The sequence below is a fragment of the Enterococcus sp. 125944 genome (assembly GCF_051909435.1).
GTDB classification, from domain to species: domain Bacteria; phylum Bacillota; class Bacilli; order Lactobacillales; family Enterococcaceae; genus Enterococcus_D; species Enterococcus_D gallinarum.
The window spans coordinates 1-23368 of sequence record NZ_JBQASY010000018.1; the positions used below are offsets into that span (position 1 = coordinate 1).

Annotated in this window: 23 protein-coding genes; 21 read left to right on the forward strand and 2 right to left on the reverse strand. The window is 39.9% G+C overall.

What is annotated here, in order from left to right; translation table 11 throughout:
• The 7 genes from ACTFWY_RS14065 to ACTFWY_RS14095 all read left to right on the forward strand — a co-directional run.
• The coding region (locus tag ACTFWY_RS14065; protein ID WP_439948503.1) for a transposase at positions 1-417 on the forward strand (417 nt) is incomplete at its 5' end.
• 258 nt (positions 418-675) lie between these two features.
• A complete protein-coding gene (locus tag ACTFWY_RS14070) occupies positions 676-3402 on the forward strand; it encodes a sigma 54-interacting transcriptional regulator (RefSeq protein ID WP_288551805.1) in 2727 nt (908 codons plus the stop codon).
• A 79-nt stretch (positions 3403-3481) separates the two neighbouring features.
• Positions 3482-3922, forward strand: coding sequence for a PTS sugar transporter subunit IIA (locus tag ACTFWY_RS14075; RefSeq protein WP_003125495.1), 441 nt, complete (start codon positions 3482-3484; stop codon positions 3920-3922).
• Entirely contained in the window at positions 3897-4379 is a 483-nt protein-coding gene (locus tag ACTFWY_RS14080; protein ID WP_003125497.1) for a PTS sugar transporter subunit IIB, read from the forward strand. Before ACTFWY_RS14075 ends, ACTFWY_RS14080 begins: the two co-directional genes overlap by 26 nt.
• Before the next feature lie 18 nt (positions 4380-4397).
• The gene (locus ACTFWY_RS14085) at positions 4398-5183 is read left to right on the forward strand and encodes a PTS mannose/fructose/sorbose/N-acetylgalactosamine transporter subunit IIC (protein WP_003125499.1); all 786 of its coding nucleotides are present in this window, start codon (positions 4398-4400) and stop codon (positions 5181-5183) included.
• Positions 5176-5973 carry a PTS system mannose/fructose/sorbose family transporter subunit IID gene (locus tag ACTFWY_RS14090; RefSeq protein WP_103300160.1) on the forward strand — a complete coding sequence of 266 codons (798 nt, stop codon included), beginning with the start codon at positions 5176-5178 and terminating at the stop codon, positions 5971-5973. Before ACTFWY_RS14085 ends, ACTFWY_RS14090 begins: the two co-directional genes overlap by 8 nt.
• A gap of 16 nt (positions 5974-5989) precedes the next feature.
• Positions 5990-7045, forward strand: coding sequence for an SIS domain-containing protein (locus ACTFWY_RS14095; RefSeq protein WP_003125502.1), 1056 nt, complete (start codon positions 5990-5992; stop codon positions 7043-7045).
• 336 nt (positions 7046-7381) lie between these two features.
• Here ACTFWY_RS14095 and ACTFWY_RS14100 read toward each other — a convergent pair whose 3' ends face one another.
• Positions 7382-7705, reverse strand: a complete 324-nt coding sequence (locus tag ACTFWY_RS14100) for a MazG nucleotide pyrophosphohydrolase domain-containing protein (protein ID WP_003125503.1) — start codon at positions 7703-7705, stop codon at positions 7382-7384.
• A gap of 70 nt (positions 7706-7775) precedes the next feature.
• Between ACTFWY_RS14100 and ACTFWY_RS14105 the strand changes: the two genes are divergently transcribed.
• The 9 genes from ACTFWY_RS14105 (at position 7776) to ACTFWY_RS14145 (ending at position 19042) form a co-directional block, all read left to right on the forward strand.
• Complete coding sequence (locus ACTFWY_RS14105; protein ID WP_195957375.1) at positions 7776-8339, forward strand: TIGR00730 family Rossman fold protein; 564 nt, start codon at positions 7776-7778, stop codon at positions 8337-8339.
• A 346-nt stretch (positions 8340-8685) separates the two neighbouring features.
• Positions 8686-10608: a BglG family transcription antiterminator gene (locus tag ACTFWY_RS14110; protein ID WP_308052076.1), complete on the forward strand. Its 1923-nt coding sequence runs from the start codon at positions 8686-8688 to the stop codon at positions 10606-10608.
• Between the two features lie 4 nt (positions 10609-10612).
• Entirely contained in the window at positions 10613-10933 is a 321-nt protein-coding gene (locus ACTFWY_RS14115) for a PTS lactose/cellobiose transporter subunit IIA (RefSeq protein ID WP_003125506.1), read from the forward strand.
• 27 nt (positions 10934-10960) lie between these two features.
• A complete protein-coding gene (locus ACTFWY_RS14120) occupies positions 10961-11299 on the forward strand; it encodes a PTS sugar transporter subunit IIB (protein ID WP_003125507.1) in 339 nt (112 codons plus the stop codon).
• Between the two features lie 15 nt (positions 11300-11314).
• Positions 11315-12664 (forward strand): PTS sugar transporter subunit IIC, encoded by a 1350-nt coding sequence (locus ACTFWY_RS14125; RefSeq protein ID WP_003125508.1) that lies wholly within the window; start codon positions 11315-11317, stop codon positions 12662-12664.
• A gap of 233 nt (positions 12665-12897) precedes the next feature.
• On the forward strand, positions 12898-13980 hold the full coding sequence (locus ACTFWY_RS14130) for a M24 family metallopeptidase (RefSeq protein ID WP_252711583.1): 1083 nt from the start codon (positions 12898-12900) through the stop codon (positions 13978-13980).
• A complete protein-coding gene (locus ACTFWY_RS14135) occupies positions 13964-15004 on the forward strand; it encodes a M42 family metallopeptidase (protein WP_252711582.1) in 1041 nt (346 codons plus the stop codon). The genes ACTFWY_RS14130 and ACTFWY_RS14135 overlap by 17 nt, the downstream gene beginning before the upstream one ends.
• Positions 14997-16190: a MalY/PatB family protein gene (locus tag ACTFWY_RS14140; protein WP_113849281.1), complete on the forward strand. Its 1194-nt coding sequence runs from the start codon at positions 14997-14999 to the stop codon at positions 16188-16190. Before ACTFWY_RS14135 ends, ACTFWY_RS14140 begins: the two co-directional genes overlap by 8 nt.
• 512 nt (positions 16191-16702) lie before the next feature.
• Positions 16703-19042: an HAD-IC family P-type ATPase gene (locus ACTFWY_RS14145; protein ID WP_113849282.1), complete on the forward strand. Its 2340-nt coding sequence runs from the start codon at positions 16703-16705 to the stop codon at positions 19040-19042.
• 82 nt (positions 19043-19124) lie between these two features.
• Here ACTFWY_RS14145 and ACTFWY_RS14150 read toward each other — a convergent pair whose 3' ends face one another.
• Positions 19125-20099: a S41 family peptidase gene (locus ACTFWY_RS14150; protein ID WP_311828123.1), complete on the reverse strand. Its 975-nt coding sequence runs from the start codon at positions 20097-20099 to the stop codon at positions 19125-19127.
• Between the two features lie 242 nt (positions 20100-20341).
• Here ACTFWY_RS14150 and ACTFWY_RS14155 point away from each other — a divergent pair, with 242 nt between their 5' ends.
• The 5 genes from ACTFWY_RS14155 to ACTFWY_RS14175 all read left to right on the forward strand — a co-directional run bounded on the left by ACTFWY_RS14155 (position 20342) and on the right by ACTFWY_RS14175 (position 23341).
• On the forward strand, positions 20342-20554 hold the full coding sequence (locus ACTFWY_RS14155) for a helix-turn-helix transcriptional regulator (protein WP_003125516.1): 213 nt from the start codon (positions 20342-20344) through the stop codon (positions 20552-20554).
• Entirely contained in the window at positions 20551-21135 is a 585-nt protein-coding gene (locus ACTFWY_RS14160; protein WP_311828124.1) for a hypothetical protein, read from the forward strand. Before ACTFWY_RS14155 ends, ACTFWY_RS14160 begins: the two co-directional genes overlap by 4 nt.
• A gap of 287 nt (positions 21136-21422) precedes the next feature.
• Positions 21423-21887, forward strand: a complete 465-nt coding sequence (locus ACTFWY_RS14165) for a PTS sugar transporter subunit IIA (protein ID WP_005470450.1) — start codon at positions 21423-21425, stop codon at positions 21885-21887.
• An 11-nt stretch (positions 21888-21898) separates the two neighbouring features.
• Positions 21899-22207 (forward strand): PTS fructose transporter subunit IIB, encoded by a 309-nt coding sequence (locus ACTFWY_RS14170; RefSeq protein WP_103300170.1) that lies wholly within the window; start codon positions 21899-21901, stop codon positions 22205-22207.
• Positions 22208-22228: 21 nt separating this feature from the next.
• The gene (locus ACTFWY_RS14175; protein ID WP_003125518.1) at positions 22229-23341 is read left to right on the forward strand and encodes a PTS fructose transporter subunit IIC; all 1113 of its coding nucleotides are present in this window, start codon (positions 22229-22231) and stop codon (positions 23339-23341) included.
• Positions 23342-23368: the final 27 nt, after the last annotated feature.

A 23368-nucleotide genomic window follows, 5' to 3' on the forward strand; every position in this document is an offset into this window, starting at 1 on the left:
CACAAAGTGCGTGTCGATGATCGTAAGGAAGTCTGTGATGATTTTAAAATGGTGTATCAAGCCTCATCTAAAGAGGTGGCGTTGGAAGCACGTGGTGCTTTTGCGGAAAAAAGGAAAACCAGCTATCCAAAAGTGGTTGAATCGATTCTTTCGAACGATCACTTGCTCACTTTCTATGATTTCCCCTTGGCCATACGCAAGAGTATTTATTCTACGAACTTGATTGAATCCTTTAATAAGCAAATCAAGAAATACAGCCACCGCAAGGAACAGTTCCAAAACGAAGAGTCGATGGAACGTTTCTTAGTCTCGTCTTTTGATACTTACAACCAAAAATTCCTAGGTCGCAGTCATAAAGGCTTTCAACAGGCCGAAGGCGAACTTGAACAAATGCTAAGCCAACTGATTGAGAATTAGAAACAATCTGCAGTAGGGAAGAATCATTTACACAAAATTATTGACGCTCCCCGCGTTTTGAGCAGCTTCGATGTTTTTTTTGTGACAAAGTTGTTTAGTAATAAAAACAGAAAGTATGAGGCATTGGACAGGCCATGAAATAACAAATAAATGAAAGCGATTCCCTGTGAGGTTTAATTTCGTCTTTAAAAGAAATTTTTCCGTGGTATACTCTTTTTTAACATTTGTTATTTCGAGGGCAAAGAAAGAGGTGTAGAAATGAATGTTGAAGTAGAAGTGACTACATGGAGCCGAGAATTAGCGAATCGTGCTACTAAAGAAGCGGTTGAATCGGGACTGTTTACAACAGCCGATATTGAAGCTCAACTCTCCTTTAGTCGAACACAAGCGAGTCGATTGGCCAATCGTTTTGTTGATCAAGGCATTTTTTTTAAAATCAATACACGGCCCGTCTTGTTTGGCAATCGAGGGGGGTATCAAGAAAAGTTCGCTATCGAAGTATCTGAAGTCCTGAATTCAGTAAAAGAGTTAAGCGACAAAATCGAGAAAGTACCTATCAATCGTGTATTTGAAAAAGTGATCGGTTACGATAAAAGTTTGGCTGAACCCATTGAACAATTGAAGACAGCTGTATTTTATCCAAATAATGGTCTTCCTGTTATGGTGATGGGGGATACAGGCATCGGAAAAAGTTATTTCGTGCAAATCATGTATGAATATATGGTCAAAGCAGAAGTTCTATCAGAAACAGCCCCATTTAAAGTATTAAATTGTGCACAATATTATAATAATCCAGAGCTCTTGTCAGGATTATTGTTTGGTTACTCCAAAGGAGCCTTCACTGGTGCCTACGAAAAGAAGCGCGGGTTATTAGAAGATGCGAATGGTGGTCTACTATTTCTAGATGAAGTCCATCGGTTGAATGCGGAAGGACAGGAGAAACTTTTTACTTTCATGGATAAAGGGACCTTTTCTCGGATCGGTGAATCAACCGAGCGAAAAGCAACTGTCCGATTGGCCTTCGCGACAACTGAGAAAACCACCGCTTTTTTACAGACGTTTTTGCGTCGAATTCCTATTACTATCTATTTACCTAATCTGAGCGAACGCAGTATTTTAGAAAAAAAAGAAATTATCGAGAAGCTCTTTCAAGTTGAAAGCAAACGGCTTGAAAAGAAAATAGTGGTCAGCTCGCAGGTAATGAATATTTTTCTTCATACCATTTATTCAGGAAATATTGGTGAAATTGAAAATGCCATTAAGTATGTTTGCGGCAGTGCGATTTCTCAAAATGTTACTTCAGATGAAGTCCATGTTTCCATCAAGGATCTGCCCGCACAAATGTATACGCTTCCTCGAAATAAAATCGTTAGCCAGTTTTCTGAGTCAACTAATTACGTTTTCGACGGGGAAAAACAATCTCTTTCCGAAAATGATGGCCGGCAAGACCTTTATGCGTTTATTCATCGATTAAATCAAATTTATTCGTTGAGAAAAAATGATGAGGATGCGGAGATGCGTACGTTGATCGATCAACAAGTGGCTGGCTTTATGGATCGGTTAGTCTTTACGGATTCAAAGCAAAAACCAGTTGCTTTGGAAGAGTTTGTGCATCAAACGATGCAAGAATTATTTCGGGAAATCGAATATCAGGCGTTCTTTCATTATGATGGAAGCTTCGTTCTATTTGTGTCTCACTACATTTACAAGTATATTTTGAGAACGTCTTTCGTTTCTCAGCCTTCTGAATTTTTACTGGAAGCCTACATTGAGCAGCATTATGGGAAAGAACGGCAAACGCTAAAGAAAATTTTTCCTGAAATTGAGCGACGTTTAGATATTCAGTTCGATTCATTAGACATTAATCTCTTCTCATTATTCTTTTCGACACTACGTTATACAAGAAAGAGCAAAGACATTGATGGATTGATCATTGCTCATGGTTTCGCAACCGCTAGCAGTATCGCCAATGTGTGTAATCGCATGCTAGGAGAGTCAATATTTACCAGCTTTGATATGCCAATCGAGGCCTCCATTCATGACATCTCTACAAAGGTAGAAGAGTATGTACGAGAAAACGGAATAGTCAAAGGACTGGTAATCCTAATTGATATGGGGTCGTTGAATATGATCTATGATTTATTGAAAAAGACCGTAGCAGTTCCAATTTTGTGTATGGATCAGCTAGGGACTTTGATGGCACTAGAGATTGGCAATATGATGCTTCAAGGCACTCCTTTAACCGAGATTGCGGAACGGATGAAGGAATCGATCTCACCGAACATTCAACTGTTCGAACCGGAAAAGGCTCAAAAAAAAGCGATAATCACCACTTGCTTTACTGGGATAGGTACAGCGATTCAGATTCAAAAAATGTTGTCGGAATGTTTGGAAGGATTGCTTGAGGTAGCGTTTTTCCCTATGGAATATAGTGAATTGGTTACCAACGGGATACCCGCTAGTATTTCTCAACACTATAATTTATTAGGCATTATTGGAACCGACGATCCTCTGATTCCAGAGGCCGAGTTTGTTTATTTAGAAACCATTATCTCTGGTGGGAACGCGCAAAAAATGTCAGAGATCTTTGGAGTTGATTTGGATGAAAATGGCATGAAGATTGTGAATGATCGGATGGTAAAAAATTTTTCCCTCATTCGAGTCCTCGATTCGTTAACTATTTTAGATACTCAAAAAATCATGTCGATCATAGAAGAATTAATTGTCACACTGGAAGAACGATTAGCACTGAAGTTAACGAATCCACGAAAAATCGGTCTTTATGTTCATATCTCCTGCATGGTAGAGCGTTTGATACGGCAAGTAGAAATTACCGAATTTGCAGATCTTGAACAATTTGTATTTATTCATCAACGTGAAATCAGAGTGATCAAAGATGCGGTCAGTGTGCTGGAAACAATCTATAGTGTGCAGATTCCATTGCCAGAAATTTGCTATATCCATAATATCCTTTTTCTTGACTGATAGATGAGGACTTTTCGAAGCGTGTCACTAGTTGGCACGCTTTTTGCATTATAAAAAAGTGTAGTGAGGAGGAAAAGAGATGAAATATTTAGTAGCAACCCACGGCACATTTTCTAAAGGGATTATTGATAGTTTGAAATTGATTGCTGGTGAAGATATCGAGATCGATTGTTTTTCAATGACCAAAGAAAAATCGAGTGATGATGCGGAAGCAGAGATGACTGCTTACTTAGAGCAGAATCAAGATCAGACGTTGATCGTCCTAACAGATGTCTTTGGGGGAAGTGTGGCAAATCTATTTACCAATCATTTATTAAACGGATATGAATTCCAGTTAATCACCGGTGTCAATTTACCTATGTTACTTTCTCTCATACTCTCAGAGGAAACAGCTGAGCTATCTGTTGAGGATTGGGTACTTAGGGGAATAGAAGAAGGGAAGAAAGGAATTTTACACATTAATCAACTAATCAAACAGCAAGGAGGACAAAACAATGACGATATCTTTAGTGAGGATTGATGATCGGTTGATCCACGGCCAAGTAGCTTTTGGCTGGACGACGGCCTTAGGGATCAATACGATTTTAGTGGTAAATGACGATGCCAAAAATGATCAAATGAAATCTATGGCTTTAAATCTGGCGAAACCTTCCAATGTTGTTCTATACATTCGAGGAGTAGCGGAATCCGGAGAAATCGTTCAAAAATTTGCATCATCAAAAAAGAGTAATGTCTTGGTTTTAGTTAAGACGACCGAGGATGCTCGCCGATTGGTCGAAGCTTCAGGTGGGGTAATTACCACATTAAATGTTGGGGGGTTGCGTTATGGCGAGGGGAAAAAGAAATTAACGGATCTAGTGGCAGTGGACGAAAAGGATATCGCTAACTTAAAAATGATTAAGGATGCCGGTGTCCAAGTAGAATTTCGGATGCTGCCTAGAGATAAAAAGAAATTGTTGACGGACTTTGACATTTAGAAGAAGGAGGGTTACACGATGGTTGCTCAAGCAATAATGTTAGGGTTAATTGCTGGAATCGGTATTTTAGATGGCAGAATATTTGGTCAGATGATGTTTGATCGTCCGCTTGTTACCGGTTTATTGGTGGGGTTGGTTTTAGGCGATGTAAAGAATGGAATTATCATTGGGGCGCAACTTGAATTGATCTGGATGGGGATCGCCGGTATTGGGGCTTCTACACCGCCAGATGTGGTGACAGGAGGGATTTTAGGAACAGCATTTGCGATTTTGTCTAATAGCGGTGTTGAAGTAGCTTTAGCATTAGCTGTGCCGATCGCAGTTTTAGCGCAATCTTTAGGCGTATTGGTTCGGATCATCAATGCTTATTTTACCCACAAAGCAGATAGCTATGCGAAAGAAGCAAATTACAAAGGATTAGCCTTTTGTATGTGGATTCCAGTTGGTTTGTTCTTTTTAAGTACATTTCTACCAACCTTCTTAGCTATTTTATTAGGTGCGGATAAGGTAACGGGAATGATCGAAGCTGTTCCAAATGTCATATTAGACGGGTTATCTGTAGCTGGAAATCTGCTTCCTGCCATCGGATTTGCTTTGTTGCTGGACATGCTTTTTTCAAAGAAAATGGCCCCCTTCTTTTTCTTGGGCTTTTTAGCAGCTGCCTACGGAGGACTAAATATTACTGCGATTGCTTTAATCGGTGCTTGTATCGCAGTGATCTTGCACTTCTATATTGAACAGAAGAAAGAGTCTATCCCCAGTGTCCCAGATAACTTGACGGAAGGAGAGATCGATTTTGAATAAGATTGAGAAGAAGCAGCTAAAAAGTGTATTCTGGCGGTCCTTTGCTCTTCAAGGTGCGTTTAACTACGAACGGATGCAAAATGTCGGTTACATGTATGCCATGTTGCCAGTCATCAAAAAGCTCTATAGAAATAAAGAAGATCAAGCAGCAGCAATCACACGCCACTTGGAAATTTTCAACACGACACCAGCGGTAGTACCAACGATCATGGGTATCAGCGCAGCGATGGAAGAAGAAAATGCGAACAATCCGGCTTTTGATGTCCAATCAATCAACGCTGTCAAAGCATCACTGATGGGGCCTTTAGCTGGGATCGGTGATTCGATCTTCTGGGGAACTGTTCGGATCATTGCTGCCGGTATTGGTGTATCGATCGCAAAAGATGGCAATCTTTTTGGTCCATTGCTGTTTTTAGTTTTGTATAATTTGCCAAATCTATTGGTTCGTATCTTTGGATTGAAACTGGGGTATCAAGTAGGGGTCAATTCGTTGGACCGTATCCAAAAAGAGGGCTTGATGGATAAAATTATGGCAGTAGCAACGATCGTTGGATTATGTGTTGTTGGAGGTATGGTGGCGACGATGCTGAATATCACGACTCCATTAAAGTGGAATATCAGCGGAGCAGAAATCGTGGTTCAAGATATACTGGATCAGATATTACCAAAGATGCTGCCGCTAGCCTTCACCTTTGGCATTTATAAGCTGCTAAAAAAAGCGAGCATTACTAAGATTACGATCGGCATTATTATTTTTGGGATCGCTGTTCATTTGATTGGCATTCTATAATATTGGAGGAGAAAAAATGGCATCAATTCAAGAGTATTTACAAGAGACACCAAGTAAATTGTTAGAAATTATCGAAAAAGGAGACCGTCTTTTTTCAAGTATCAAAAAAGAAAAAATCACTCGGATTTTTTTGACAGGGTCTGGAACGAGCTATCATTCCGCGTTGCAAATGGCTCCGCAAATGCAAAAACTATTACAACTTGAAGTAAGAGCGGTCTATCCTTTCACGATCACTGAAGAGACTTTTTTAAGTGATAATGAACAGACATTAGTTGTCGGAATCTCTCAAGGAGGTAGCTCTTTTTCCACCTACAACGCTATGAAACTAGCGAAAAGCAAAGGTTGTATCACTGCTTCCATGGCAGGAGAAGAACAAGCATTTATTGATGAAATGGCTGATTTTGTTCTGACTGTCCATTGTGGACCTGAGAAAGCAGGGGCAAAAACAAAGGGCTTTTATTGTACAAAACTGAATCTATTATTACTTGCTCTCTATCTGGGACTTGAGCAAGGAACGATTTCTGAAGAGACATTTGAACAACAGATCCAAGGGGTGAAAACTGCTGCTGGACAGTTCCAAGCTGTTTATGAGACTTCATTAAAATGGATTTCTGCAAATCAGGAACGATTAGTCACTGCAAAAGAAATCCGTGTGACTGGTCCGGCAGCTATTTATGGAGATGTTTTAGAAAGTGCCCTGAAGTTGTTAGAGACGATGCGTTGTCCGGTGAGTGGATATGAATTTGAAGAGTTTATTCATGGCATCTATAATGCGATCAATGAAGATTCGATGGTCTTTATTTTAGACAACGGCGATGAGCCAAGGTCTGAGAAAATGAAAGAAGTTTTGTCCGAATGGTCGGATACTATTTTTCTGATTACGACTTATGAGTCAGACGCAGCAGATCTGGTCTTACCTGTAACCACCGATCCAGAGTTTATGACGTTCAATTTCATTGTCTTATTGCAATTGATCTGTGGAGAAATTCCTCATTTGCGAGGTGTCGATCCTTCCACACCAAAAGATCCGCAATTTCATATGAAATTAGGCAGCAAAAAATTCAATCGTTGATCTGTAATAATGATTTATAATACGGGACTATAACATAAGTCATCATCCAACAAGTTAAACCGAATAATAGTCTGTTGCTAGGATAGATTCCTCTGACTTTTGCGACGAGGAGTCCCTGCACCGCAGGAGCAATAATCATTAATGTTTGGCTAGTGTTACTTGTAGGAGACTTATGGCACAGTCCCTTTTTTTTGCTTCAAGTAGACTAGAAAATCTGACAATATTTTTCCCTTAGCTAACTCGTTGACAATGACAGGTGATCAACTGGGCGCACAACTTAGGATAACGCAAGATAACGCGTAGGAAAAGAAATATAAGTGATAGTTAGCAGCTAGACTATCCTTCCTCTTTAAATCGCTCTTCCAGTTTTGCTTTATGATGACCCATAATGTCTTCGAGAGCAATATCGTATTTATCTGCGAGAATCAATACGTTGTCAAAGACATCGCCAAGTTCTTCCATCAAATTCTCTCGATAGTAGGCTTGATCTTTTGCAGACTCATCAGGTCGATCTCGCCCAATTTCAACGCCGCGAATGGCCCGGGATAGTTCTCCTACTTCTTCCGTAAGAAATCCAACACGAATAAAAGGATCATATTGATACCAGTTCCGTTTTTTATAAAAGTCGATCACCCATGAGTTGTATTCATTGATTTTCATATTGAGCCCTCCTTATTTCTCGACTATAATAACATGAAGTGCAATCAGATCGAAAGGGGATCATTTGAGAATGAATGTCGCAGTCTATTGTGGAGCAAGTATCGGAAGTTCAGAAGAATACAAGCAAATCACCAAAGAATTAGGTAGATGGCTAGGTGAAAATCAGTATAACCTTGTCTATGGAGGCGGTAATGCGGGATTGATGGGGATAATTGCCGAAACCGCTATTGAAGAAAATTGTGAAGTAACAGGCATCATACCAGAATTCTTGGTGGCACGAGAATTAGCAAAAGAGAATCTTACGTCGCTGATCGTTGTCTCGAATATGCATGAAAGAAAACAAAAAATGATCGAGCTGGCTGACTTATATGTGGCATTGCCAGGAGGACCGGGAACCATTGAGGAAATTACAGAAGTCATCTCTTGGGGCAGGATCGGGCAACATGCCAACCCATGTGTGCTGATCAATTTCAACGGCTTTTTTGATCCATTGAAACAACAATACCAGGCAATGGTAACAGAAGGGTTCTTGACCCAAGAAGACTTCGACAAAATTCTTTTCGCCGAATCACTTGCCGAAATCAACGCATTTATCACTGATTTTGTGCCTCCTGCGATTAGGGTGTATAAATAGAAGTATACTTGATCAAAAATAGAAGAATCGATTCGATCAATAATGGTTCTGTATTGAACAAGCCAACAGCTTTGTAACGAGGCTTTTGGCTTGTTTTTGTATATTAGTTATCTTTTTTAGAATGCGAATGGAGTAGTTGAATGAGGCTAACAGCTGAAATGATGCAGGATCAGCAGTGTTCAGAAAAATATCGATCGATCCCGGTTATGTAAACCGAATCGTTTGCTCGTAGAAGGAAGTGGTTATTCTTTTGAATCAGATTATTCTTGCATCATTTATCGGAAAAAGTTGCCATTTTAAGTAAAGGGCTTACATTGTATAGTTTATGTGAAGGCGGGAGGAAATTATGCGACAAGAAAAAATTGTTGAATACTTATATGCAAAGAAGCAAGCAATTGCTCCCAAGGCATTGGCCGCTGAATTTCAGATTTCTGAGCGGACCTTGGCTAATGATATCAAGTGGTTAAGAGATATCGGACGAACAGAAGGATTTTCAATAGAGCGGATTCGTTCGGCAGGCTATCAACTGGAAATTTCTGATAAAACAAAGTTTCTAAGGTTTTTATCTCATGCAAAACGTCAAGAAAAGATCGATAACGGGAACCCGAAAGAACGAATTAAGAATATCGAACTTCTCCTGCTGTTTCATGAAGAATACATTACGATGCAGCAGATTTCAGAATGGTTAGAGGTAAGTCTTTCAACAGTTAAAGCAGATATCAAACAAGTCGAATTGTTTTGCAAGGACTACGGATTAACTTTATTCAGCAAAGCACATTATGGTTTGAAGATTGTCGGGACTGAAGAGAAGAAAAGACAAGCAATTCTTTATTTGATTCGCAACATTATCCATACACCCGTCCTGACGGAACGATATAAAGCTTTTCACTTCGTCTTTGATGAAGAGGCGCTACGTTCCTGTTTATCAGAAAAGTTGCAACAGCATCAACTTAAAGCGAGCGATATTGTTTTTGAGAATATCATACAGCATATTCGATTGCTTGTTTTTCGAATCACACAAAATAACACTTTAACGAATGACGAACGAACCGTAAGGACAGCAACCGATAAGTATGACCTTTTAACAGAAGATTTGGTCTCCTATTTGGAAACGGCTTATCCCATTACTTTTTCTACTATGGAAAAAAATTATTTGCATGAGCAACTGAGAGGAAAATTTTCGGTCCTTGATGATCGAACCAGTAATCAGCAATTGAAACAAGCAATTGAAAAAACACTAGAGCTTGTCGATTTACGTTACCATACACAGTTTAGAACAGATCAAGAATTAGGTAATGCCCTGTTGATGCATGTCGCTCCATTACTTCAAAGACTGTATACCGGACATCAACTAGATAATCCGATCATTGATGACATTTATACGCAATATGCCAATGTATTCAACGTTGCGATGGTGTTCATCAGTGAATTAAACAAGGACTTGGACGCAGATATCAGCAAAGATGAGATAGGCTACGTTGCTATCTATTTCGCAGCTAGTCTTGAGAAGCAGGCGAATCAGTTAATCGATGATTATAAAAAAATAGCTGTCATTTGTTCTACGGGTGGCGGTGCTTCTTATTTATTGAAAGTTAATTTAGAGCGGCTTTTCAGCAATGCTGAAGTCACCACATTTGCTTTGAACGAAGTTGATCAGATTGATAAAAGTTTTGACTTACTGATTTCCACTGTTCCTCTGGATCAGGAACAGTTTGCTATCCCTATCATCTACACAAAAACGATTTTAAATCGGGCAGAAATCAATAAAATCGAAAAAGATTTAAGCCTATTGCGGGAATCGGAAAATAAAGTATTTGATGTACACCAGTTTATTCTCAGTTTATTTGATCCTCAGTGGTTTCAAATTGATACGGAATCAGAAGATTATTTGCAACTACTAGAAAGCGAAGCGGCTCGTTTAGAAGATGGGTGGGCCGAGCAGGGATTTAAGCACAGTGTTCTTGAGAGAGAAAAAATGATCGATACCATCTATCAAAATGGTATCGCAGGACCCCATCCTATGGAGCAGGCAGCGATCAGGGAAGTCATCGATGTCATTTTGTTAAGAAAATCAATTTGGTACAGTAAAAAAGAAATCAAGGTTATTTTCTTGATCAATATCAAGAAAGATCATTTAAATCTGCATAAAGAAATCAGTCGATTGATGATCAAAATGATGGAAGACCAAGCGTTAGACAATCAACTAGCCAAAATCACGAATTTTCAAGACTTTAAGTCTTATATACAAAGTTTAATGAAAGAAGGATGAAACAATGAACGAAAAAGAAGTTGATATTTTTAAAATCATCTCTGCAGCAGGAGATTCGCGAGGAGCAGCTTTTGAAGCGCTAAGATTCGCCCGTAAAGGGGATTTTGAACAGGCAGAAGCAAAAATGAAAGAAGCCAAAGAAAGGAGTATTGATGCCCATGATGTCCAGACAAAGTTGATTACCGGTGAACTGAATGGCGAGAAAACAGAAACTAGTCTATTAATGGTTCATGCGCAGGATCATTTAATGACAAGCTTATTGGCACGCGATTTGATTGAAGAAATGATTGGTATGTTAAAGGAAAAAAGCGAAGAAAATAAGTAATCAAAAAAAAAGTAGGAGGAAAGAAACATGAAAATATTGCTTGTTTGTGCAGGAGGCTTCTCAACGACAATGATGATGGAGTCAATGAAAAAAGTTGTCAAAGAATCAAAAAGCTTAGATGAAAAAGACTATCCAATGGAGGCAATCGGTGTCGACAAATTGGAACGCTATATCAATGACTATGATGTCATCTTAGTTGGGCCACAATTGAGTCACAAATATGATTTCATTAAAGGGGAAGCAGATAAAGTGAACAAACCAACTGTTTTATTAACGTCGGATATCTATGGGTCCATGGATGGGGCTACGGTAATGAAACAAGCGTTGGTTGCATATCGTAAGAATGAAGCATTGAAAACTCAATAATTAGGAGTGAAAAAAATGGAAAGTCCAAAAAAACAGGGTGCTTTTGAAAAAGTAGAAGCATTTATTCGTAAAACATTGGTGCCGGTTGCTAATAAAGTTGATAGTAATGCTTACTTGACTGCGATCAAAAAAGGAATGGTCGTAATGACACCAGTGCTATTATTAGGGTCTGTTGCAGCAATTTTTCCGTCTATTCCTGAGTTCATTACTACACAGGGAGTTGCAAATTGGTTTGAAAGCTACGGTTATATTTTTGGGATTATTTCAAAAGTTTCATTAGGGTTAGTTGGTTTGTATGCAGTTCTAGCAATTTCGTATTTCTTAAGTGAACACTATAAGCTTTATACAGTGGGATCAATGATGTTGTCAGCAATTGCCTTTTTGATTGTAGCAATGGATGTGGATGACAACGGCAATATCGTCGCCAGCTATCTTGATTCTAAGGGCTTATTTACTGCAATTTTCATAGCGATTATTTCGGTCAAACTCTACCAATTCTTCACGAAGCACAAGTTGGTGATCAAAATGCCAGAGGGGGTTCCGGATTTTGTTTCCAGTTCTTTCGAATTGATTACGCCCACTGCGGCTATCGGGGTTCTGTTTATTGTGATCCGTGCGGTTACCGATAGTTTATCTGGGGGTGTTCTTTTACCGCAAGTCATCATGGATATTTTAGCACCGGCTATTGGCAGTCTAGATTCGCTATGGGTGATTTATCTAGTATTAGTTTTACGGTTGGTTTTCTGGTTTTTTGGTATCCATTCAGCGGTTCTTTCCCCGATTCTTTCACCAATCGCAGTGCAATATTTGTCCGAGAACATTGCAGCGCACGAAGCGGGAGAACCATTACGCCATGTCATTACGAATGGTACCTTATCGGCCTTTGCCAACTTTACCGGTTCTGGTGTGACGATTGGCTTAGTTTTAGCAATGATCATCAGTAAGTCACAACGATACAAAAAAGTAGGGGCAGTTGCTTTACTCCCTTCCATGTTTGGTATCAATGAACCTGTGTTGTTCGGTGTGCCGATCATCTTGAATCCAGTTTTGATGATTCCATTTATCTTTGGTGGGGCATTAGTAGGAATGTTCCCAATGATTTGTATGAAACTAGGTTTACTGAACTACCCGATTTTTGATCCGCCTTATGTGCCAATATTTATGGAAGGGTTTCTCACAGGATTCGATTGGCGAGCAGTCATCATTCAAGTGATTCAAGTCGCTTTATCTTTTGGCTTATATTTGCCATTCTTCAAAGTATTGGAGAAACAAGAATTCGAGCGGGAAGCATTATTAGAAGCAGAAAAAGGCAACTCAGTCATCTCAGATGAAGATGAACAATACTTAACAGATATTGATTTCTAGCCAAAGGGGCTGGGGCATAAGTTAGAACAAGTAGCGGATAAACAATAGTGTGGGGAATCTTGTCTGGTAAATTGGGGTACTAGTCCTCTTGCAAAAGAAACCATTCTATCGGTCATCACTTATCTTGTGAACTTGTGCCCCGTTTTTACTATTCTGAGTATATTGTTTACCCTTGAGACGAGAATCAACTATTAAAGATGATTCAGGTTAGAAAAGGAATGAGGGGAAAATAGATGAGGATCGATGCATTAAGAGCAAAACTAGCGGAAAAAAAATTATCCGGACTTGTAGTCACAGATAAAACGAATCGTCGCTATCTTTGCGGATTTACGGGGTCAAACGGCTTACTACTAGTTACTGAAAATAAATTAATTTTGTTTGTGGACGGTCGTTATACAGAACAAGCGTCTCAACAAACAACTGGTGTGGAAATTTGTGAGATCCCGATTGGAAGTCATTTGATCGAAGTAATGCGACCATTTATTGCAGGACTGAAGGTAGGTTTTGAGGCGGAAACCATTTCCTATCAGACTTTTACTGAACTTCACTTTTTAATGAAGGAGGCCAATGGTCAGCTAATCGCCACCAAAAACATGGTGGAAAGTTTAAGAATGATCAAATCATCTAAAGAAATTTGTGCCCTCAGACAGGCGGCGCAGATTGCCGATCAAACATTAGAACGGATCATGCCAATGATTCGAGTAGGGATGACAGAACTAGACTTAGCGAATGAACTCGATTATCGTAGCAAGAAATTAGGTAGCGAAGGCCCGGCTTTTGAAACAATCGTCGCTTCTGGAGAGCGTACCGCGTTGCCTCATGCCCATGCTAGTCAGAAAAAACTTGAAGCGAATGAGCTGATCATGATTGACTTTGGAACGATCTACGACGGGTATTATTCGGATATCACACGGACGATAGGCTTTGGCGAAGTAAAACCCGAGATTCGAGAAACTTATGAGATCCTATTGGCAGCTCAAAAATCAGCTGTTCAAAAGGTTTCTTTCAATAAAACGTTAGGAGAGATTGATCAAGTTGCAAGACAAGCACTGAGGAAAGAGGGCCTTGAGGATCATTTTAGTCATAATTTGGGACATGGCATTGGTCTTTCTTGTCATGAATATCCGGCCCTAGCACCCCAAAATGAGTTGCCAATTCAAGCCAATATGACGTTCACAATTGAGCCAGGAGTCTATTTCCCGAAAGAAAAATTCGGTATTCGCATCGAGGACGATGTATTAGTAAATGATCTGGGGAATGCTGAACTTTTGACGAAATTCAGTAAGGAGTGGATAACCATTGATTGCAACCGATAAATTATTAATGCGTCTTTCTAATTTAGATGCACTGCCTGGTCAAGAGTCTCAAGTGCAAGAGGTGCTGATGACGATCATTGATTCGAATGGTATCAAAGATTCATTTGGAAACCTCTATTTTGGAGATTTGACAACAAAAAAGAAAAAAATCGCACTCTATGCCCATATGGATGAAGTCGGTTTTTTTGTCCACCGTATCACAGAGGAAGGCTTTGTCTACTTCTATCCGATTGGTGGATGGTGGGGGCATGTCATTTTGGGGCAGCAAGTGCGAGCAACTTGTCGTAAAAACGGCTCTATCATAGAAGGTGTGGTGGGAACACTACCAAAATCAACGCATGCAATGTCGGAAGTAGTACCAATCAGTGAGATGTATATAGATTTTGGGGCCAAATCAAAACTTGAATTGGAAGCTGCTGGTTTGCAGATTGGTGATATGATTTTGCCAAATACTCAAGCCAAGAAAAGTTTTAATCAGCAGAAGATTATTGGTAAAGCATTGGACAATCGTGTTGCCTGTACGATCATGGCTCAGATCAAAAATCAGATTAAAACGCAACATGTCGAAATCATTGGTGTGGGGACTGTTCAAGAAGAGGCTGGGACACGAGGATCGAAAGTTGCCGCGCAGCAAGTAGATGCCGATATCAATATCGTTATTGATGTAGCCAATGGGAAAGATACGCCAAAAGCTGCGGACTATCCTAATCGTATTCAAGGCAAAGGTCCAGGTCTTGTTCTGGCCGATAAAACCGCATTAGGAAATATAAAGCTGTTGGATTACTGCAAGGAAGTTGCTGAAAGCAATCAAATTCCTTGGCAATATGATTTGTTAGCCGGAGGTGGAACGGATGCTGGCTCGGTTCAGTTAGAGGCCGGTAAACCAACCCTAGTCTTTTGCGTGCCGGTTCGCTATTGCCATTCGTGGCATTCCATCGTGGACATCAATGACGTTGAAGCGACGATCGAGTTGATTTCTGCGGTTATTCGTTCCTTGGATGAAGGAGGGATCGATCTTGAGTAACTTTAAAGAACAGCGCTCTCGCTACGGCACGTATTCGACCCAGTGGGATTATGTCCAAGATCGTTTCGGAGAAAAAGGGCTATTGCCCTTCTCAATCTCAGATATGGATTTTATGATCCCTGATGGAACCAAAGAAGTATTGGCTAAAGCTGTGACTAGAGGTTTTTTCGGTTATACACGCTGGAACCATCTTGATTATAAGCAGAGCATCAGCCATTGGTTTTTGCAGGAATTTGATTGTACGATTGATCCAAACTGGTGTGTCTACTCGCCAAGTGTCATTTATAGCTTATCTCTTTGCATCCAACTATTAAGTCGAAAAGGAGACAAAGTAGTAACATTTACCCCGTGTTATGATGCCTTTTATCATTGTATCGCCGGTAACGAACGGAAGTTGATCCCATTTTCCTTAACCAATGATGGGGAACGGTTTACGGTTGATTTTGATGCTTTAGCCAACGTATTTGCCATCGAAAAACCAGCAATTTTTCTGTTATGCAATCCGCACAATCCAACTGGCCGAGTGTTCACTGATCAAGAACTATCCAACTTGGTTTCGCTATGCCAAATGCATAACGTCGCTATCTTGAGTGATGAGATCCATATGGATGTCCGGCGCCCAGGAGAAAAACATCGACCTATCTTAGAATTTATTGATTCAATAGAGGTGCCTGCAGTTTTGCTATCCTCCGCATCAAAGACGTTCAACACGCCAGGACTGGGTGGCTCTTATGCTATCTTTTTGGATGAAAAATTACGAGAAAGATTTTTGACGATATTGAAAGCAAGAGATGGTCTATCGTCGATTCCATATCCTGCACTACTAGCGACAATGGACTGTTATCGGAATCAAAAGAAATGGGCCGTTGAACTCAATCAAACAATCGACGAGAACTTTTTCGAAGCAAAGAAGATACTGTCTGCTGATCCGCGAATTCATTTCACTATTCCAGAAGCAACCTACTTAGGCTGGATCAACATAAAAGATTTACCTTATAGTATGGATGAATTGCAAAGTGTTCTGGTAAAACAAGAAAGAATCGCGATCATGAATGGTGAGGTTTATGGACCAGAAGGTAAGACTTACCTGCGGTTTAATCTAGGTGCACCAAAAGAGAAAATCATTGCTGGGTTGGAAGGTCTCATGCATGCCATTGACTCTTTGGATCAGAAACATTTGAATTAGTCAGAGCGTCATAGGATACTTGTGAATGAAAATTTACTGATCAAAAAAACGGAAATCATTAAAGGCTCAAAAACTTTTTATCAAAGTTTTTGAGCCTTTTTTGTCGAAGCGTGCTCTTTTAACTTTCATTCCAACCCTTTAGAATTTCTAAAGATAAAAAACAACCCGCAAAAAAGATGATACCTCTCTAGTTATTTATTTTAGCAGAAAGGGATTACGAGTATCGTTGATAGAACAAGGTTGCTGAATGTTCAAGTACTAAACAAACGAGGTCAGAAAGGAACATTATGCCAAAGCGTGACAGTGAAGTGACAAAAATGAAACGCCAAGCAGCAGCATATTATGCTATATTTTACACAATTAGGTCATCTTTTATGAGAGGATAAATTATTCTTTAGACTATAAAAAATAAAAGTTCCGCAAAAACCAACCGGAAGTCCTATAGATTAACCAGCCATTCTTACGTAAGATGGAATGAGAGTATGACAAATGATAAGAAGAAAGGGTGAGACATCATCGAAAACAAACATGGATTAACCTCAGCAGAGGTAAAAGCACGGATTCAACGGGGAGAAGTCAACAAATCAAAGAAAGATAAGACGAATTCGTATCCGAAAATCATTTTTACAAATGTTTTTACTTTTTTTAATCTGATCAACAGCCTCCTCTTTTTCTTAGTGGCATTAACTGGTTCTTATCAGAATGGCTTATTCGTTTTTGTCGTTTTTAGTAATGTGATCATTAACATGTTTCAAGAAATCCGTTCGAAGCGAACCCTTGATAAACTGGCGCTGTTAAAAGTTGCCAAAGTCAATGTGTATCGTGATGGCAATTTAGAAACATTGCCGATCCATAAATTAGTCCTAGATGACATTCTGTTATTGAAGAATGGTGACCAAGTTCCGGCAGATGCCAAAGTCATCGAAGGTTCATTGGAAGTGAATGAATCGCTATTGACAGGAGAAATGGATAGCATCAGTAAGGAACCTGATGCTGAACTGTTTTCAGGCAGCTTTGTCACAGCCGGTGAGGCACTTTGCCAAGTCATCCACGTCGGCGAAGAAAATTATATTGAAAAAATCAATAAGGAAGCGAAAACGATCAAGCGGCAAAAATACTTGATTCAAGGAAGTCTGAACAAAGTCATTCGCTGGATCAGTATGATTCTGATTCCATTGTGTACGTTGTTATTCCTTAAACAATATTTTATTACGCATGCCTCTTTCAACAAAGCCATTTTGCGAACTGTCGCCGCAGCTGTAGGAATGTTTCCAGAAGGATTATTTTTACTGACGAGTGTGACCTTAACCATCAGTGCCGTCTATCTGGCACGAAAAAAAGTCTTGGTGCAAGAGCTTAACTGTATCGATGCGTTAGCACGAGTGGATGTTCTTTGCTTAGATAAAACGGGAACGATCACAGAAGGACAAATGACAGTAGAGAAAGTGATCCCTTTTACCTCAGAAGAAGAAATGGCAGAAATCACACAAAATCTACTGGCACATTTACCGGACAAGAACCCAACGGCCATGGCATTAAGAGACTTCTTTCCAGAGAAGGAAACGTATGCGATGCAGCATGTCGTGCCTTTTTCTTCGGAACGAAAATTCAGCTGTGTTTCTTTTGAAGGAAAAGGGACCTACTTTATTGGTGCGGCCTCTATTCTTTTATCCAACGAGCATGCCCCTGTTTTAAAACAAGAACGAGCGCTGGCTGAACAAGGGTATCGGGTCATTGTATTGGCACATAGCCCTCAGATTTGCGAAAATCATGAGTTGCCTGCAACGATTGAACCTTTAGGATTTTTCTTATTATCGGATACGGTCCGATCAGATGCCAAAGCTACTCTAGAGTATTTCAGATCCCAAGCCATTCAGTGCAAGATCATCTCTGGCGATGATCCGGTCACGGTTAGTCAGATCGCCAAAAAAGTCAATCTTCCCGGAGCGTCTGATTATATCGATGTTTCGACGCTTACCTCCGAAGAACTGAAAGAGGCAGTCGGCAACTATCAGATTTTTGGTAGAGTGACTCCACAGCAAAAAAAAGAAATGGTGATTTATTTAAAAGAAATGAATCATACGGTTGCTATGACAGGAGATGGGGTCAACGATGTCCTAGCTCTTAAAGAAGCCGATTGCTCGATCGCAATGGCATCAGGAGTCGATGCAGCAAGACAAGTGGCAAATTTAGTTCTGCTGGAAAACCAGTTTTCGGCGCTGCCTTCGGTACTGGATGAAGGGAGAAGAGTCATCAATAATATTACCCGCTCAGGGTCGCTCGTTTTGGTTCAAGTGCTTTTCTCCATCTTGATCACTATGGGAACACTGTTATCGGGGACCGCTTATCCTTTTGAACCGATCCAACTTACGATCATCAATGCTTGTTTTGTAGGCATTCCTACCTTTTTGTTGAATTTCGAACCGGATTTCAATCGGATCAAAGGCGCCTTTTTGTCTACTATTTTCAAAAATGCCTTCCCGGCTTCGCTGTCAATCGCAATTGGAACATTACTTATTATTAATATCGGGCACTTGTTCGGCAGCAGTGGTCAAGCTTTATCGATCATGTGTGTGATTTTTACTGCATGGAATTACATCTTGATCCAGCGGAAAATTTATCCGCCAAACAGCAAGTACCGAACATTTGTCTTCTTCGGCACACAGCTTCTCTACTTTATCGCATTGATTGTCGGAAGAGATCTATTTAATCTCGGCAATACGACCTATATCAATTTGATTTTGTTGGTCGCATTACTCAACTATTCCGTCTTTATCCAACGATTAGCGAGCAAACTGGTCCATCGTGTTTTTCGGCGCTATGCTAAAAAAGGTGTCCTTCAAAAATCCTAACTTGAAAACAGCGCTAGTGAAGGCGCTGAGATAGAGTAGATCAGAATCTAAGGATTTAGTAAGGCTTTTCTCAAATTGCTGGTTAATGAATGGATTTAAGCCATTTTAGTGCAGCATCTTCCGGGTGGTCAGTTATGACATCAGGAAGAATTGGCTTTTCTTCATACAGTATCCCATTGGAACCTTTGATTTTTGCACCTGCTAAGGACAAAGCGTATTTTCCATAAAGAGGAATCATTGAAACCCCTGTGGCATAACCAGCTGTTTCTTCTCCAAAAGAGGAAACATGGTCTTGTCCTAAAAGAGCAACCAGTAGAACTTCAGCTGAACTAGCAGTCTGATGATCTGTTAAGACAGCAATAGGCAAGTGATGAAAGTTTAAGTTAGTTGGTAGACTTAAATTATCTTCTTCAAAACATATTTTCCCGTCTTTCTTGAAGACGGGGATTTTTTTGTTAGGAGAAGTAAATTCGAATAGTTTACCTTCTTTAAAGAAAGGAGCGCATGCCCCTAACATAGGCATCATATTGCCACCGGTATTCCCTCGTAGATCAATAATGACACCTTTGGGATCAGATATCTTGGAAAGTTGTTCGAGTGCTGTAGTAACGTAAGTGTGCACATTTTCTTCATCACTAGCAGGAAATGAAGGCAAAATGAGGGTCACAATGTTGTCTTCTGCAAAGATTCTAGGGAAAGTAAGCAGAGCTGGATTGAAAAGTGGCGCTTTATCCTCTTGGACTTCAATAATAGCTGAATGATCACCACCAGCTTCCTTTATGGCTTCATTGAGCATGGGCACAACATCATCAAACGTATCGTCTTTTTTGACTTGAGCTAGATAGTTTGGTATTTCTTTCTCAAATCCTGTCTCTTTTGCATATACTCCATAATTCTCCATAATTGTTAATGCATCTTTTGTTAATCGATAGACGGAAGGTGGAATCATATAGATCGGTTTATTAAAAAGTGCGAGTCCGATCTGTAGTCCAAAGAAATGGATCGACAGTCCTAAAATTGCACCGACGGAAAAAAGAGCGATTAATACTTTCTTCATCTCGTACACTCCAATCAATTTTTTATAGGTGGGATTCATTCATTTTAACAGATTATATTGTCAAAATAGAATGATAAGTTATTTTGTTACTAATGAGGGGCTATATCTAACATTTGAAGGAATAAGTTTGTATTTGGAGGATAGATTGGATTTTATCGAAAATCGGAAATGTAAAGGAACCTTTACACAAGCTGTGAAATATGGTAACTTCTATGTAAAGGAAACTTGACAGGAGTGAGAAGATGCCAGTCATCAATCGTTTAAGAAGCATACGTGAGGAACAAGGATTATCACAAGGCGAATTAGCAGCGATTATGGGCGTTTCTCGTCAAACGATCAACGCCATCGAAACCCACAAATACAATCCTTCATTAGAGTTGGCATTACGGATTGCTCATTATTTTAAATTATCAGTGGAGGAGCTGTTTAAATTGACTGGAGGCACAAACGAATGAAAAACAAGTGGGCAAGTATTTTTGAGAAAGTATTACACGTGCTGTGGGTAGCAGCAAATTTGATTTTCTTTACCTGGGTAGGCTATTGGTTTATTGGAGTCTTATTTATTCTTGGCTTTTATCTCTTGTATGGATTACTTCTTCGATCAGTGAGTAGAATGGAAAAAGAGTCTTATGATGAACGGCAGAATCAGTTGAAAAGCAATAGCTATAAGTGGGGATTGAAAGTTGGATTTATATTATTATTTACTATGCCGGGTTTTTTCAGTAATCCTAGTGATTTTGCGTTTTTCCTCATGGGGATCGTAGGTAGTGTGATAGTAGGCTATCAAATGTTGAGTGGCAGTTTTTTTGGACACAATGCTAGTAAAGGAGGAATTTATACTACATTGATTGTCTCACTATTTATCGGTGCAGGAGGTACGTTTCTTTACTGCCGCGACATGGTCATTGGTTCACAGAAGCTAGTTGCAGCGGGGAGAATCACCATTGATTCCGGGTTTTGGCTTGTTTTAGCCAGTTTAGTGATTAGCCTAACGGGCTGGATGTATGTGTTTAAGGAAAGAGCAAATAAGGCTTAGAATTATACTATTATACTTAGGGTACCTATTTCCTTGGCTTATGTTCTTCTCCATCAATAATTAATTTTATAATATTAGAAATCTACTAACCCGAAAAGCCCAAAAAATTTTGGGCTTTTATTTTTATCTATAAATTTTTTTACTTATAAATGCCCAGGTCTTATTATCTGAAAGTCATGATTGAACAGCAAAGAAAAAAATTCCACAATGCTCTTCCCAATTTCTTTAAAAGCGCTTTCTTTTTTTCTGTTATTCTTAGTGTAATAAGAGATGGAAGGAGCGAAAGAATGGAAACAGTCAATGAAAATCAAACAATATTTGATCGGAATGTTATTGATCTAAATATGAAAGCCAGCACAAAAGACGAAGTGATTCGTGAATTAGCTACTCTATTGTACAAAGAAAATTATCTCAGCAAACTTGACGATTTTATTGCCTCTGTATACGAGCGTGAGGCAGAAGGGATCACAGGAATGGGGAATAACGTGGCAATTCCCCATGGGAAATCAGATTCGGTCATGCGAGCTGGAATCGCAATCGGTAAAACAAACAAAATGATCCACTGGGAATCTTACGATAATCAACCAGTTAATTTTTTCTTTTTGTTTGCGGTTCCGGACGATGTATCTGGTGCAAAATTACACCTGCAATTGTTGAGTAAGGTTGCAGCAAAATTAAGTGATGATGAACTATTAAACCGATTAAAAATAACCCACTCAGTTGATGAGGTTATCGATCGATTAAAGATTTAAGGAGGAAGAAAATGAAAATAGTTGGAATCACTGCTTGTACAGCAGGAATCGCGCATACGTATATTGCAAAGGAAAAAATTGAGAAAGCTGCCATAAAAGCTGGGGATGATGTGAAAATTGAGACGCAAGGTTCGATTGGGGTAGAAAATGAATTAACTGAAAAAGATATTCGTGAAGCAGATATCGTGTTGCTAGCTACGGATATTGGCGTATCTCGGGAACGATTCAAAGGGAAAAAAGTCATTGACATTCCCATAGCAATGATCATGAAATCACCAGAAGGTGTAATCAAGAAAATTCATGAAAAATTAGGCTTATGATCAAGGAAAGGAGTAGCATACATGAAGGGGAAATTTGAGGTAAAGAAACACGTACTGACAGGAATTTCGTATATGATTCCGATCATTGTAGCCGGTGGTATTTTGGGGGCACTAGCAAAAGGGTTTGGCGGATACAATATTGGAGATTTAGTTCAACCGGGAGTCACGCCGTTTTCTGAGATGGATCCTTATACGTGGACAGGTTTTTGGTGGGGAGTCAACAAGCTGAGTTCCTATGCAATGGCCTTTGCGGTTGCGGTTATGGCTGCTGGCACCGCCTATTCCATTGCTGGACGGCCAGCTATTGTACCAGCACTTATTTTAGGATATACCGCTAATGAAACAAAAGCCGGATTTTTAGGGGGCTTGCTGGTCGCTTTTGTGATTGGTTATGGTGTGAATTGGGTGAAAAAATGGAAAGTACCAAGTTGGATGCAAGGCTTGATGCCGGTCTTGGTTATCCCAGTAATAGTTACTTTAGTTAGTGGGATGTTGTTTCTAATGATTTTCTCGCCACCGTTAGCTTTCATTATGGATAGATTCCAACAATGGATCATTGCGCTGAATGGCGGAGCAAAGTCTGTGATTGGTGGGGTAATCGGTGCCTGCATGGGATTTGATTTAGGCGGGCCTATCAATAAAACTGCTTCACTGGCAGCCAATGCATTAGGAGCAGATGGAATCAACGGTCCAATGGCGGCTAAACTAGTTGGTGGGATGACACCGCCAATCGGGGCATTCATTGCCACTTTGTTAGCCAAAAAAAAATTTGCACAAGCACAAATCGATACCGCTAAAGCTGCTTTTCCAATGGGGTTATGTTTTATAACCGAAGGTGTACTGCCATTTGCGGCAGCAGATCCAGTTCGTTTCATCATCAGCTCCGTATTAGGATCCGCAACTGCTGGAGCAATAGCGGTAGGGTCTGGCGTGGAATCAGTTGCGGCTCATGGCGGTATTTTCGTGATACCAATGATGACGAATCCATTAATGTTCGTTGTAGCTCTGGTGATCGGTTCAGTTGTTACCGGCGTTGTCTATGCGGTCATCAAACGTGAAACGGTAGCAGAAACTGAAACAGTAGAAAACAGTGAAACAGACGATTTCGATTTTGACATTACTTTAGAAGAATAAGAAACGCGATCATATGAAGAAGAGGGG

Excerpts from the sequence above, each read along its gene's own strand:
- ACTFWY_RS14070 (WP_288551805.1), top strand. The coding sequence starts at position 676 with ATGAATGTTGAAGTAGAAGTGACTACATGGAGCCGAGAATTAGCGAAT.
- ACTFWY_RS14075 (WP_003125495.1), top strand. The coding sequence starts at position 3,482 with ATGAAATATTTAGTAGCAACCCACGGCACATTTTCTAAAGGGATTATT.
- ACTFWY_RS14080 (WP_003125497.1), top strand. The coding sequence starts at position 3,897 with ATGACGATATCTTTAGTGAGGATTGATGATCGGTTGATCCACGGCCAA.
- ACTFWY_RS14085 (WP_003125499.1), top strand. The coding sequence starts at position 4,398 with ATGGTTGCTCAAGCAATAATGTTAGGGTTAATTGCTGGAATCGGTATT.
- ACTFWY_RS14095 (WP_003125502.1), top strand. The coding sequence starts at position 5,990 with ATGGCATCAATTCAAGAGTATTTACAAGAGACACCAAGTAAATTGTTA.
- ACTFWY_RS14100 (WP_003125503.1), bottom strand. The coding sequence starts at position 7,705 with ATGAAAATCAATGAATACAACTCATGGGTGATCGACTTTTATAAAAAA.
- ACTFWY_RS14105 (WP_195957375.1), top strand. The coding sequence starts at position 7,776 with ATGAATGTCGCAGTCTATTGTGGAGCAAGTATCGGAAGTTCAGAAGAA.
- ACTFWY_RS14110 (WP_308052076.1), top strand. The coding sequence starts at position 8,686 with ATGCGACAAGAAAAAATTGTTGAATACTTATATGCAAAGAAGCAAGCA.
- ACTFWY_RS14115 (WP_003125506.1), top strand. The coding sequence starts at position 10,613 with ATGAACGAAAAAGAAGTTGATATTTTTAAAATCATCTCTGCAGCAGGA.
- ACTFWY_RS14120 (WP_003125507.1), top strand. The coding sequence starts at position 10,961 with ATGAAAATATTGCTTGTTTGTGCAGGAGGCTTCTCAACGACAATGATG.
- ACTFWY_RS14125 (WP_003125508.1), top strand. The coding sequence starts at position 11,315 with ATGGAAAGTCCAAAAAAACAGGGTGCTTTTGAAAAAGTAGAAGCATTT.
- ACTFWY_RS14130 (WP_252711583.1), top strand. The coding sequence starts at position 12,898 with ATGAGGATCGATGCATTAAGAGCAAAACTAGCGGAAAAAAAATTATCC.
- ACTFWY_RS14150 (WP_311828123.1), bottom strand. The coding sequence starts at position 20,099 with ATGAAGAAAGTATTAATCGCTCTTTTTTCCGTCGGTGCAATTTTAGGA.
- ACTFWY_RS14155 (WP_003125516.1), top strand. The coding sequence starts at position 20,342 with ATGCCAGTCATCAATCGTTTAAGAAGCATACGTGAGGAACAAGGATTA.
- ACTFWY_RS14160 (WP_311828124.1), top strand. The coding sequence starts at position 20,551 with ATGAAAAACAAGTGGGCAAGTATTTTTGAGAAAGTATTACACGTGCTG.
- ACTFWY_RS14165 (WP_005470450.1), top strand. The coding sequence starts at position 21,423 with ATGGAAACAGTCAATGAAAATCAAACAATATTTGATCGGAATGTTATT.
- ACTFWY_RS14170 (WP_103300170.1), top strand. The coding sequence starts at position 21,899 with ATGAAAATAGTTGGAATCACTGCTTGTACAGCAGGAATCGCGCATACG.
- ACTFWY_RS14175 (WP_003125518.1), top strand. The coding sequence starts at position 22,229 with ATGAAGGGGAAATTTGAGGTAAAGAAACACGTACTGACAGGAATTTCG.